Raw genomic sequence first — 14010 nt, forward strand, 5'->3', positions numbered from 1 at the left:
ATCAATAATTCTTTCTTTTCCTTTCTGAAAAATAATTCAGGCAACTGAATTTTCCTCTTAAATACTTCGGAAAATAGTATACATTTACTAGAATATAATTAGTGTTTTGTTAATATGATTTTAAGATCATCAAACCGCATTTTCTTTATATTTAACAGTATTTGTAACAATTAACTCCTTTATCAAAGTGAAAGCAAGAAAATTAGTTTACGTGTTTTTTGTGTTTTTAATTTTTCAGGCCTGTGGCAAAAAATCAGATTTCAACTCTGATTTTTCATTATTCAAAGAGTACATAACAAGTTTTACGGGCGGTATTGTTTCAGCACAATCGGATATACGTGTTGTTTTGGCTTTCGATAAAAAAGAATGGAAAGTAAATGAGGTTTTAGACAATGATTTGTTTGATATTTCGCCAAGTGTCGACGGAAAAGTAGTGGCGCTTTCAAGCAATACAATTGCTTTTATTCCGGAGGAAAAACTAAAAGCAGGAACAGAATATCAGGTAACATTACACTTAGATAAGTTAATTGAACTTCCTAAAAAAACAGATGATGATAAAACTGATCTTTCTGATTTTAATTTTACTGTTAAAACTGTAAAACAGGATTTTACCATCAATACGCTGGATATTCAGTCTTATAGTAAAGAATATCAATATCTGAATTGCGTTCTTAAAACAGCAGATGATATAGATTTAGAAACAGCCCAAAAATTGGTTGAAGCTTCTCAAAACGGAAATAAAGTCAAAATTAAATTTGATAAAACACCAAATTCAGGAAAAGAATTTAAGTTTATAATTGATAGCATTCAACGATTAGATTCAGAAAGTAATCTGGAGATTGCATATGATGGAAATGATTTTGATATCGACCAAAAGGGCAAAATGGATTTTCCAATTACAGCGATTAATGATTTTAAGATTGTCAAAGTCGATATTCCGGATGATAATAATCAACAGGTATTGATCAATTTTTCTGAACCATTAGAAAAAGGTCAGGATTTTAAAGGATTAGTTGCAATTCAAAACACAAATAATCTTAAGTTTTCTACTCAGGGAAATATTCTTAAAGTTTATTTCAGCAATCAAAAACCAGTTGAAGAAGTTGTACACGAAGTTGAAGTAGAAACCGAAGCTGTTGCTGTAGATTCTACCGTTGCTGTAGTTGATTCTGCAAGTGTTGCTGTGGATACTGTTGCGGTAGCAGAACCGGTTGTAGAGGAGGAAGTTGTAGCAGAACCAGAGCCGGAATCAGCAGTTGTTTCAGGTGAATTATTATTGGAGGTTTTTCAGGGAATCGAGAGCCAGTACGGTCAGAAAATGAAAAATAATTATACTGAAAAAATATCTTTTGATCAAATAAAACCAAATGTTCGTCTTGTCAAAAACGGAACAATCCTGCCAAGTTCAAGTAATTTGAAACTGAATTTCGAAGCCGTAAATTTAAGTGCTGTTGATGTAAAAGTGTATAAAATCTATAAAAACAACATTTTACAATTTCTTCAAAATAATGAACTAAACGGAACACAAAACCTAAAACGAGTTTCGCAGCCCATCGCTAAAACAAGACTTAATCTTAAAGAAAATTCATTAATAAATCCGAGTAAATGGAACACTTTTGCATTGGATTTGTCCAAAATTATAAGCCCGGAACCCGGTGCAATTTACAGAGTTGAATTCTCCTATAAAAAGGCCTATTCTTTATACAAATGCGAAAGTTCTGAAAGTGATGATAGTTCCGCAGAAGAAGAGGAAGAAGTCGATGAAAATGACGTAAACTACAGCGGAAACTCCTACGATGACTATTATTATGATGATTATGAATGGAGAGAAAGTCAGGATCCGTGTACAGGTTCGTATTATTATAATGCCAAAATAGGGACCAATATTTTAGCTTCAGATTTGGGTGTAATTGCCAAAAGAGGCGAAAACAAATCGTATTTCTTTGCTGTAAATAATATTATTACAACCGAACCGGTTTCAAATGCAAGAGTTGATTTGTATAGTTTTCAGCAACAAAAACTGGCAACAGCAGCAACAAGCAGTGAAGGAATTGCTTCATTTCAGTTAGATAAATTTGCCTATTTTGCCATTGTCACTTTAGGAAATCAATCGACTTATGTAAAACTTGACGACGGAAATTCGCTTTCGGTAAGTAATTTTGATGTTTCCGGCGAAACTTTACAAAAAGGATTAAAAGGATTTATTTACGGAGAACGTGGCGTTTGGCGTCCTGGCGACAATTTGTATTTATCATTTATTTTAAATGATGCTGCGAATAAATTACCAAAAGCGCATCCGATAAAATTCAGGTTAACAGATCCGAATGGAAAAGTGACGTATCAAGCCATACAAAAAACGAATGAATTAAATCATTACGCTTTTACGGTTCCAACAGATCCCGACGCGCCAACCGGAAATTGGGAAGCGATGGTAAGCGTAGGCGGAGCAAAATATTATAAAAGCATCAAAATAGAAACGATTAAACCAAATCGTTTAAAAATCAAAAATAGTTTCAGAAATCCTATTTTATCTTCGTCACATTCTAATACAAGTAATCTTGAAGTAACCTGGCTTCACGGTGCGATTGCTAAGAATCTGAATGTAGAAATGCAGGCTAAATTTTCGCAGCAAAGCACAACTTTCAAAAATTATCCTAAATATGTTTTTGATGATTTAGTGCGCCAGTTTAGTACCGAAGAAGTGAATGTTTTTTCCGGAAAATTAGACGCAAACGGAAGAGCATCCGTAAACATAGATCCAGAATTACAAGGTCAGGCGCCGGGAATGCTAAAAGCCGCTTTTGTTACCAAAGTGTATGAAGAAGGCGGAGATTTTAGTACAGATGTTATCTCGACAACTTATTCTCCGTATAAAACATATGTGGGAGTTAAATCGCCTGAACCAAACAAATACGGAATGCTGGAAACCAGAACAGCTAATAAATTTGATGTTGTAACAGTGGATGAAAATGGAAGACCAAAGTCTGTTAAAGATCTGGAAATAAAAGTATACAAGGTTGAATGGCGCTGGTGGTGGGATGCTTCAAGCGATAATTTATCCAATTATAATTCATCAGAAGCAACAACATCTTATAAAACTTTTAAAGTAAACACAGATTCAAGCGGAAAAGGAAGTTTTCAATTTGCCTTGACAGATGAAGAATGGGGACGTTATTTAATTCGTGTTTCAGATGAAGCTGGCGGACATGCATCGGCATTAACCGTAAATATCGATTGGCCAATCTGGTCTGGAAAAACCAGAAATACAGATGCTTCTACTGCCAATATGCTTGTTTTTTCTACGGATAAAAAAGAGTATGCTGTAGGCGAAAAAGCGCAAATTTCTTTCCCTTCGAGTGAAGGAGGACGCGCATTGGTTTCGATAGAAAACGGATCAAAAGTAGTGCAGACGCTTTGGGTTGAAACTAAAAAAGGCGAAACAAAAGTTGAAGTTCCAGTTACAGCCGCGATGGCACCAAATGTGTATTTTAATATTACACTGTTGCAACCACACGCAACGACCAAAAATGATTCGCCAATAAGAATGTACGGAATTGTTCCGATCGAAGTTGTGGATAAAAACACGATTCTTTCTCCTAAAATTTCCATGCCGGATGTTTTAAAACCGGAACAGACATTTTCTTTAAAAGTCAACGAACAATCCGGAAAAGAAATGACGTATACGATTGCAATTGTCGATGAAGGTTTATTGGATTTAACACGTTTTAAAACGCCAAATGCCTGGGATAGTTTTTATGTGCGTGAAGCTTTGGGTGTAAAAACCTGGGATGTTTACAATGATGTTATTGGTGCATATGGCGGAAAAGTAAATCAAATTTTCAGTATTGGGGGAGATCAGGATTTAGGTGGAGGAAAAGCTAAAAAAGCCAATCGTTTTAAACCGGTTGTGGTTTATTTGGGACCTTTTAAATTAGAAAAAGGACAAACAAAAACACATCAGATCAAATTACCAAAATACATTGGTTCGGTAAGAACAATGGTTGTGGCGGGAGATGCCAATACAAGTGCATACGGAAGTGTCGAAAAAGCAACTCCTGTTCGTAGTCCGTTGATGGTATTGGCTTCATTACCAAGAAAAATTTCACCATCAGAAAAAGTAACGATTCCGGTTACGGTTTTTGCAATGGAAAAAAATATTAAAAATGTTTCAGTTCAGATCAAAACCAGCAATGGATTGAAAGTTATTGGAAGTGCATCACAAAGATTGACATTTGCACAACCAGATGAAAAAATGGCTTATTTTAATCTGGCCGTAGGCAGTTTAACCGGAATTGGAAAAGTGCAAATTGTGGCAACTTCCGGGAACGAAAAATCAGTTTATGATGTCGAGATTGATATGACAAACCCAAATCCGGTAACGAATACGTTTACAGATGTGATTTTAGAACCTAATAGCTCTAAAACAATTAACTGGAAAACGTTTGGAGTCTCCGGAAGCAATAAAGCTAAGTTGGAAGTTTCATCAATGCCAACAATTAATTTAAACGGAAGATTACAGTTTCTGATTCAATATCCTCACGGTTGTGTAGAGCAAACGACTTCCTCTGTATTTCCACAATTATTCTTAAATGAAGTTGCCGATATTGATGCAACACGTTTACAATTGATTCAAAAGAATGTTACGGCCGGAATAAATCGATTGGGAGGTTTTCAGTTGCCAAACGGAGGACTTTCTTATTGGCAGGGAAATACGCTTGCCGATGATTGGGGAACTTCATACGCAGGACATTTTATGATTGAGGCTGAGAAAAAAGGATATGTTTTACCTATTAATTTTAAATCAAAATGGCTTTCATACCAACAAAAAGAAGCCAAACAATGGCGATTTGAACCTCGTTACGGAAATGATCTGGCACAAGCGTATCGTTTGTATACATTGGCTTTGGCTGGTTCTTCAGATTTATCTTCGATGAACAGATTAAGAGAAACAAAAGGAATTTCTAATGAAAGTAAATTGCGATTGGCTGCCGCTTATATTCTGGCAGGACAAAAATCAGCAAGTCAAAACCTGTTTTTACATAGTAAAATTGAAGATGAAACAAGTGATTATAATTACTATTATTATGGTTCAAGCGCCAGAAACAGAGCAATGGCTCTTGAAACGATGTTGTTGTTAGGGCAAAAAGAAAAAGCATTTGCAATGGCTATAAAACTGGCTAAAAACATGGCAAGTGACCAATGGATGAGCACGCAAACAACAGCATATTGCCTATATGCAATGTCTAAATTTGCTACAAACAATGGTGCCAAAGGAATTGATGTTCAGTTTAGTAAAGACGGTAAATCTCAGGTAGTAAAAACATCAAAAACAGTTGCAGACAGAAGTTTGGTGGTAAAAACAGGATCAAACAGTATTACTTTAAAAAATAATAAAAAGAACACCATTTATGTTCGTGTATTAAACACAGGAATTTTACCAATTGGGCAGGAAAATGTTGTTCAAAATGATGTTTCGGCCGGAATTGTTTTCAAAAATCGTAAAGGCGGAACAATAGATGTTTCGAGAATTACACAAGGAACTGAATTTGTTGCAGAAGTTACGGTAAGAAATCAACGAAATGAACATGTTGAAAATGTAGCATTATCGCAAATTCTTCCTTCCGGATTTGAAATCGTAAATACCCGTTTTACTGACTACGGAGATGCAACAAACAATATTGCAGATTATATTGATATTCGTGATGAAAGGACAAATTTCTATTTTGGAATGAAAGCAGGCGAGACCAAAGTATTTAGAATTCTACTGAATGCATCTTATTTAGGAAATTATTATTTACCGGGATTGCAATGCGAAGCGATGTATGATAATACGTTTTTAGCAAGAACTAAAGGATTTTGGGTTGAGGTTGTGAAGTAAATATATTGCCCACGGATAGAATGGATGAAACGGATTTACACAGATTATTTTTATACTCATTCCCAAAAATTAAAAACCCGTGTAAATCCGTTTCATCCGTAAAACCTGTGGGCTAAAACGAAATTGTTTTGAAAAATAAATCAAAAGCGTTTTTTCAACGCATTTTAAACTGGATAAAAAAAAATAAAATAAAATCAGCAATTGTATTTTTACTCTTGCTGATTTATTATTTCTCGTTGCCAAGAACTTTATTTCAGGAACCTTATTCTACCGTTATAGAAAGTAAAGAAGGAGAATTATTAGGCGCAAAAATTGCTCGTGACGGGCAATGGCGTTTTCCGGAACAAGATAGCGTTCCCGATAAATTTAAAAAATGCATTGTTTATTTTGAAGATGAATATTTCTATAAGCATCCAGGTTTTAATCCTGTCGCAATGGTTAATGCTATCAAACAAAACCGAAAAGCCGGAAAAGTAGTTCGCGGTGGAAGTACATTAACGCAACAAGTAATAAGGCTTTCGCGAAAAGGAAAAAACAGAACTTATTTCGAAAAATTCATTGAACTTATTCTGGCAACACGTTTAGAATTAGGTTATTCTAAAAACGAAATTTTAGATTTGTATGCTGCGCACGCACCTTTTGGAGGAAATGTTGTTGGACTCGAAATGGCTTCCTGGCGTTATTTCGGATTAAAATCTACTCAGCTTTCGTGGGCAGAAAGCGCAACATTAGCAGTTTTGCCAAACGCGCCAAGTTTAATTTATCCCGGAAAAAATCAAGTTAAATTGCTGGAAAAAAGAAATAGACTTTTGTTGAAATTAAATCAGCAAGGTATAATAGACAAACAAACTTATGAGCTTTCTATTGATGAACCTTTACCCGGAAAACCGTATGATTTGCCTCAAATTGCACCTCATTTATTACAGCGAGTTGCTAAAGATCAGGAAGGAACAAAAGTAAAAACCACGGTCGATTTTGCTTTACAAAACAGAGTAAATCAAATTGCGAAATATTATTACAATCAATACAAACAAAACGAAGTTAACAATCTGGCAATTTTGGTGGTTGATGTCAAAAACAGAAATGTAATAAGTTATGTTGGGAATGCGCCAACAGATAAAGATCACCAAAAAGATGTTGATATTATTGATGCGCCAAGAAGTACTGGAAGTATTCTAAAACCTTTATTATACGCCGCAATGCTCGATGATGGTGAACTTTTGCCTAATACTTTGGTTGCAGATGTACCAACTCAGATTGCGGGTTATACGCCAGAAAATTTTAATCTAACTTTTGATGGAGCCGTACCTGCGCATAGAGCTCTGTCCCGTTCGCTAAATATTCCGGCAGTTTTAATGCTGCAGGAATTTGGCGTAAATAAATTTTATGAAGAATTGCAAAAATTTAAATTAAGAGATATAAATAAAACGCCAGATCATTACGGGTTATCGCTTATTCTTGGCGGAGCCGAAAGTAATCTTTGGGATTTATGCCGTTCATATGCAAACTTATCTTCGACGGTAAATTATTATACTAAAAGTCACGGAAAATACAGAACAAAAGAGTTTGCAGAACTGAATTACGAAAATAATTTTGAGGCTGATTTTGGAGACGAAACGAATCAGAAGAATATTTTAGGTGCCGGCTCAATTTGGCTGACGTATAATGCAATGGAAGAAGTAAATCGTCCGGAAGGAGACGAAGCCTGGAAATTTTATGACAGTTCATTGAAAATTGCATGGAAAACCGGAACCAGCTTTGGTAATCGTGATGCCTGGGCTATCGGAACAAATTCGAGATATGTAGTGGGTGTTTGGGTTGGAAACGCAACAGGCGAGGGAAGACCAACTTTGACAGGAGTTACAAGTGCGGCTCCTATTTTGTTTGATGTTTTTAATTTACTGCCAAGGCAAAAATGGTTCGAAACGCCTCATAATGATTTAGATGAGGTAGAAGTTTGTAAATTAAGTGGTTATCTGGCAAAAGAAGGATGCCCGAAAATAAAACAATGGGTCAGTAAAAAAGGAAAAACGACAGCAATTTGTCCGTATCATAAAGTCGTGCATTTAGATCAAACAGAACAATTTCAGGTTAATAGCAGTTGTGAAAATGTAGAGAATATTGTAGTTAAAAATTGGTTTATTCTGCCTCCTGTTATGGCTTGGTATTACAAAGGCAAACATATCGAATACTTGCCATTGCCACCTTTTAAGGAAGATTGTATGGGATCGCAAACCACCTCAATGGATTTTATTTATCCGAAAGCAAACAGCAAAATCTATCTTACGAAGGATTTTAATAGTGAAATACAGCCTGTAATTTTTAAAGTTGCCTATTCGCAGAGAGAAAATAAATTGTTCTGGTACGTTGATAATGTTTACAAAGGCGAAACAAAAGTTTTTCATGAAAAACCCATTATGATGACCGCCGGTTTTCATTATGTTACCGTTGTTGATGAATTTGGAAATGAAATTAGAAGAAAGGTTGAAATTGTGAGAGAATAAAAATGAAAGAAATTCCAATTTTTATCCCGAGGCTTCGGGACCAAATTCCAATTGTAAAACTAATTTGTTTTTCTAACTAAATAATGTTAATTGTTTGTCAGGCTGAGCGTCTCGAAACTTCGGGAGAAGCCTACGATCCAATTGGAGCGCCCTTCGACTCTGCTCAAGGTGACAATAGAATTCATTACAATTTTTAATTAAAATGTCTAATGAAAACGAGTGCCTAGCCCAGATAGAAGTGGAAATCCTTTTATTTTTTTCTTTAAAAAATAAAAGATTGTAACGAATAGCTGGAAATTGCTCCTAAAAAACAGCCACGAATTCACGAATTAGAACTTATAATAATTCGTGAATTCGTGGCTAATAAAATAAAAAAAGGCACAAAAAAACCGCCAATCTTTCGAGAGGCGGTTTCTTGTTTTATTCTTTGATAACATTTCCTTTTTTGTCGTAGAAATGATATTCTAGGTACGTGTAAGCGTCACGAGGTATGATTTTCACCCATTTCTTATGTTCAAAAAACCATTTTGAACGTAATGATGGAAAACCTTTACTGAGGTATGCAGCCACAAACGGATGTACATTAAGTACAACACCCTTGTGGGTTTTTAAAATTCTTTCTAAATCAGAGGTGATTTTATCAATGATTAAAATTGGCGCTTCAATTTCGCCATGTTCATTGTTTGGATCTTCTTCTCTAGTTTTAATATTAACTTCGGGTCTTACTCGTTGTCTCGTAATTTGAACTAAACCAAATTTACTAGGCGGTAAGATTTTATGCTTTGCTTTATCGTCGCTCATTTCTTCTCGCAAGAAGTCGAACAAAACCTTCCTGTTTTCAGGATTAGACATATCGATAAAATCAACTACGATTATTCCGCCCATATCACGCAAACGAAGTTGTCTGGCAATTTCAGCGGCAGCGATCATATTTACTTCCATGGCGGTATCTTCCTGATTAGTCGCCTTATTCGAACGATTCCCACTATTTACGTCTATAACGTGAAGAGCTTCAGTGTGTTCGATAATAAGATAAGCGCCTTTGCTCATTGAAACCGTTCTTCCAAATGAAGTTTTGATTTGTCTCTCTATATTGTATTTCTCAAAAATTGGAGTGTCGTTTGATTGATAAAACTTAACAATCGATTGTTTTGAAGGTGCAATCTCTTGCAGATATTCCTTCGTTTGATGGTACAACTCTTCGTCATCTATTTGGATACCACTAAAGGTATCATTAAAAACATCTCTTAATATTGAAGAAGCTCTGTTAAGCTCTCCTAATACTTTTGATGGATGATGAGCAGTTGGTAATTTTTTACACATTGCAGTCCATCTGGCAAGCAGGTTCTGCAAATCTTTTTCTAATTCGGCTACGTTTTTGCCTTCGGCTACTGTACGAACAATAACACCAAATCCTTTTGGTTTGATAGATAGAACAAGTTTTTTTAGACGATCCTTTTCTTTTTTGTCTTCTATTTTTTGTGAAATAGAAACTCGGTCAGAAAAAGGAACGAGAACAATAAATCTTCCTGCCAATGAAAGCTCAGCGCTTATTCTTGGACCTTTGGTAGATATAGGTTCTTTTACAACTTGAACTAAAACAGATTGATTGGCACTTAAAATATCAGTAATGATGCCATCTTTGTCAATCTCTTTTTCAAACTGAAAGGTTTTTAGGGAGAAATCTTTTAATTTACCTGCGCTTACAAGTTTTATGAATTTCAATTGAGAAGCTAAGTTAGGTCCTAAATCGTGATAATGTAAAAAGGCATCTTTTTCGAAGCCTACATTTACAAAAGCAGCATTAAGTCCGGCAACTGGTTTTCTTATTTTGGCAATAAAAATATCACCAACCTGAAAGTTGCTTTTCTCTTCTTCTTTATGTAATTCAATTAGTTTTCCATCTTTTAATAAGGCAAAATCTACGGCTTCAGAACTAGATCTAATGATTAATTCTTTATTCACACTGTAAATTTTTATCTGTTTTTTCAGAAAATAGAGTAAAGAGTAAAGAATAAAGACTTAGTAAAGCCTAAAATCTGAAATCTAAAATCTAAAATCTTATCTACAGATGGATTAAACAATATTTTTAACAGGTATTGAACCCGGGGAAAAGAAGATTAGTAGAGAATAGAACAAAGAGAATAGATTTTTACGTCTATTTTCTATTTCTTTACTCTTTCATCTTTTTTCAATTTCAATGAACGTTAAAAAGAAAAAAGTAGTTTAAAACTACTTTTTCTTTTTGTGACGGTTAGCTCTCGCTCTTTTCTTTCTTTTGTGAGTAGCTACCTTATGTCTCTTTCTTTTTTTACCACTTGGCATATCGTGTCGATTTTATAATTAATTAATAGTATTATTTTGCTTCGTTGTTTGTTTTTACTCCTTCTACAAAAACTTTTGCAGGTTTGAACGCAGGAATGTTGTGCGCTGGAATTTTGATAGTGGTGTTTTTAGAGATGTTTCTTCCAGTCTTTTCAGCTCTTGTTTTTACGATAAAACTTCCGAAACCTCTTAGGTAAACATTGTCACCAGTTTCTAATGAAATTTTAACTTCTTCCATAAAAGTTTCTACTGTTGCTTGAACATCTCCTTTTTCAAGACCTAGTTTCTCTGAAATTTTCGCTACGATATCTGCTTTCGTCATTTTCTTTCCTATTTTATTTATAAATGATGTACTATTTTTTTGAGTTTGCAAATATAGGAATTAAAAAAATAATTAATCAAGCTAATTCGTTAAATTTTAATTACATAAACATTTACTTTTGTATTCTAAGTATTTTACGATGGATTTTTCTAACATATTGATAAAATGGTATTTACAAAACAAACGTGATTTGCCTTGGCGAAAAACGACCAATCCGTACCTAATTTGGCTATCAGAAATAATGTTGCAACAGACTAGAGTTGCGCAGGGAACGCCCTATTTTTTTTCTTTTTCAGAGGAATTTCCTACGGTATTTGATCTCGCAAATGCCGATGAAGAGCAAGTTTTGAAACTTTGGCAGGGATTAGGCTATTATTCTCGTGCCCGAAATTTGCATAAAACGGCTCAATATGTGGCAAATGAGTTAAATGGAATTTTCCCTCCTTCTTATACTGAATTGTTAAAATTAAAGGGTGTTGGTGAATATACAGCCGCTGCAATTGCTTCTTTTTCTTATAATGAACCTGTTCCGGTAGTAGACGGAAACGTATTTAGAGTGCTTTCCCGTTATTTTGATATTGAATCTGATATTACATTACCGGCAACCAAAAAAGAATTTACAGAACTGGCACGCCAATTAATGCCAAAGGACGATCCTGCAATTTTCAATCAGGCCATAATGGAATTTGGTGCTTTGCAATGTGTTCCTAAAAGTCCGAACTGTCCTGTTTGTGTTTTTGCAAATAGCTGCGCGGCATTGCAAAAAAAGAAAGTAGATGTTTTGCCTGTAAAGTCTAAAAAGGTAAAAGTAACCAATCGATTTTTTAATTATTTAATTTTAGAAGATGTTTTGGGTAATACCTTAATTCAAAAAAGAACCGCAAAAGGGATTTGGCATAATTTATATGAGTTTCCACTTTTGGAAACACAGGAAGTTGTAGACTTTGATTTTGTTTCAAAAGCAATTCAAAATGATATATTTGCAAACTACACTATATTAGGTATAGAAGATTGTAGCCATGCGACGGTTATTCATAAACTTTCGCATCAGCATTTGCATATTCAGTTCTGGAAAATTAAAATCAAGGAAATAATTGAAAATGGAGTAGACTCAGTTAGTTTGGAAACATTTCCTTTTCCTATTGTGATTTATAATTTTATAAAAAAGCAAGAAATAAATTGCTAAAAAAATGTATCTTTGAGATAAATACCACAAAAACTATGAACGGAACATTAAATAAAGTGATGCTCATCGGCCACTTAGGCGATGATGTAAAGATGCATTATTTTGATGGAGGAAATTGTATTGGACGTTTTCAGTTGGCAACAAATGAAGTTTATATTAATAAAACGACCAATGAAAAGATAACCTCTACAGAGTGGCATAATTTAGTAGTACGCAATAAAGCGGCTGAAATTTGTGAAAAATATCTCTCTAAAGGAGATAAAATTTATATCGAGGGACGCATAAAATCGCGTCAATGGCAAGCCGAAGACGGAACTACAAAATATACAACCGAAATTCAGGTTACGGAGTTTACTTTCTTGACTACCAAAAAAGAAGTAGCAAATCATAAACAAAATCACGAGTCAGAATCCGCAAAAAATGCTAACTTTGAAGCGAGTAACGAAGGCTTGCCTATAAATGATTTGCCTTTTTGATTGTTTAACTAATCTTTTTTGATTTGGACCCGGAGCCCAGTTTATTTTTTTCTACTAACTTAGACATCAATTTAATTATTGGTTTTGTCGGAATATTTATTTTGCTGTTCTTATCAGCAATTGTATCAGGTGCCGAAGTAGCGCTTTTTTCTTTATCTCAAAAAGACATCGAAGATACTTTACAAGAAGATACTTCAAAAGGAAAAATTATTTCCAGTCTTTTAGATAAACCCAAAAAACTTTTAGCTACTTTATTGGTAGCCAATAATTTTTTCAATATTGGAGTTGTTATTTTATTCTCTTTTATTGGACAAAACATTTTTGCAAATGTTATTTCACCTGTATTTAAGTTTGTTTTAGAAGTTACTTTGGTGACAACTTTGATTTTGCTATTCGGTGAAGTTTTACCTAAAGTTTATGCCAGTCGAAACAATATAAAATTTGCGAAATGGGCAGCATACCCAATTTCTTTTTTAGATAAATTACTCTCACCAATAAGTTTGCCTATGCGTCGGGTTACCCTATATTTGCAGAATAAATTAGGGAAACAGAAGAATAATTTTTCGATCAATCAGCTTTCACAGGCTTTAGAGCTTACAGATTCTGAAGGAACATCAAGCGAAGAGCAAAAAATACTTGAAGGAATTGTTTCTTTTGGGAATACGGATACAAAACAGGTAATGAGTCCAAGAATTGATATTTTTGCATTAGAGATATCAGAATCATTTGCTTCAATTTATCCAAAAATAATCGACAAAGGATTTTCACGAATTCCTGTTTATAAAGACAATATCGATCAAATAGAAGGCGTTTTGTTTGTTAAGGATTTATTGCCCCATATTGATAAAAAAGAGTTTGAATGGACATCTTTATTAAGAGAGCCTTTTTTTGTTCCGGAAAATAAAAAACTGGACAATTTATTAAAGGATTTTCAAAGTCTTAAAAGCCATTTGGCCATTGTGGTTGATGAATATGGCGGAACATCCGGATTGGTTTCTTTAGAAGACGTTATAGAAGAAATTGTAGGCGATATAAGTGACGAGTTTGATGATGAAAACCTGAATTATTCTCAAATAGATGAAAAGAATTTTCTTTTTGAAGGTAAAATCAATATGAAGGATTTCTACAGAATTGTAGATGTAAATGAAGATATTTTTGAATCACATAAAGGGGAAGCCGAAACGTTAGCCGGTTTTATCCTTGAGATTCTGGGGAATTTCCCTAAAAAAGATCAAAAAATAGCGTTTGAGAACTGTATTTTTACGATAGAAACAGTTGATAAAAAACGTGTAAAACAAATAAAAGTAACAATAGAATAA

The 14010-nt window shown here is 34.3% G+C and carries 7 protein-coding genes; 5 read left to right on the plus strand and 2 right to left on the minus strand.

The window, feature by feature from the left end:
• Nucleotides 1–187: 187 nt before the first annotated feature.
• Nucleotides 188–5878 carry an alpha-2-macroglobulin gene (locus tag RT99_RS18320; protein WP_042566185.1) on the plus strand — a complete coding sequence of 1897 codons (5691 nt, stop codon included), beginning with the start codon at nt 188–190 and terminating at the stop codon, nt 5876–5878.
• A gap of 128 nt (nt 5879–6006) precedes the next feature.
• Entirely contained in the window at nt 6007–8382 is a 2376-nt protein-coding gene (gene pbpC / locus RT99_RS18325) for a penicillin-binding protein 1C (RefSeq protein ID WP_042566186.1), read from the plus strand.
• A gap of 420 nt (nt 8383–8802) precedes the next feature.
• Here the strand turns inward: pbpC and RT99_RS18330 are convergent, their stop codons facing one another.
• A complete protein-coding gene (locus RT99_RS18330) occupies nt 8803–10347 on the minus strand; it encodes a ribonuclease E/G (protein WP_042566187.1) in 1545 nt (514 codons plus the stop codon).
• Between the two features lie 391 nt (nt 10348–10738).
• The gene (locus RT99_RS18335) at nt 10739–11029 is read right to left on the minus strand and encodes an HU family DNA-binding protein (RefSeq protein WP_042566188.1); all 291 of its coding nucleotides are present in this window, start codon (nt 11027–11029) and stop codon (nt 10739–10741) included.
• Nucleotides 11030–11168: 139 nt separating this feature from the next.
• Between RT99_RS18335 and mutY the strand changes: the two genes are divergently transcribed.
• From mutY to RT99_RS18350, 3 genes are read left to right on the plus strand one after another with little or no spacing between them, the layout of a single operon-like run.
• On the plus strand, nt 11169–12215 hold the full coding sequence (mutY, locus tag RT99_RS18340; RefSeq protein WP_042566189.1) for an A/G-specific adenine glycosylase: 1047 nt from the start codon (nt 11169–11171) through the stop codon (nt 12213–12215).
• A 35-nt stretch (nt 12216–12250) separates the two neighbouring features.
• On the plus strand, nt 12251–12691 hold the full coding sequence (locus RT99_RS18345; RefSeq protein ID WP_042566190.1) for a single-stranded DNA-binding protein: 441 nt from the start codon (nt 12251–12253) through the stop codon (nt 12689–12691).
• 23 nt (nt 12692–12714) lie between these two features.
• A complete protein-coding gene (locus RT99_RS18350; protein WP_042566191.1) occupies nt 12715–14010 on the plus strand; it encodes a gliding motility-associated protein GldE in 1296 nt (431 codons plus the stop codon).

It is taken from the genome of Flavobacterium sp. MEB061 (genome assembly GCF_000834715.1).
Lineage (GTDB): Bacteria > Bacteroidota > Bacteroidia > Flavobacteriales > Flavobacteriaceae > Flavobacterium > Flavobacterium pectinovorum.

What these genes read in the sequence shown, in the direction of transcription:
- RT99_RS18335 (WP_042566188.1), bottom strand. Translation starts at nt 11,029, where the DNA reads ATGACGAAAGCAGATATCGTAGCGAAAATTTCAGAGAAACTAGGTCTT.
- mutY (WP_042566189.1), top strand. Translation starts at nt 11,169, where the DNA reads ATGGATTTTTCTAACATATTGATAAAATGGTATTTACAAAACAAACGT.
- RT99_RS18345 (WP_042566190.1), top strand. Translation starts at nt 12,251, where the DNA reads ATGAACGGAACATTAAATAAAGTGATGCTCATCGGCCACTTAGGCGAT.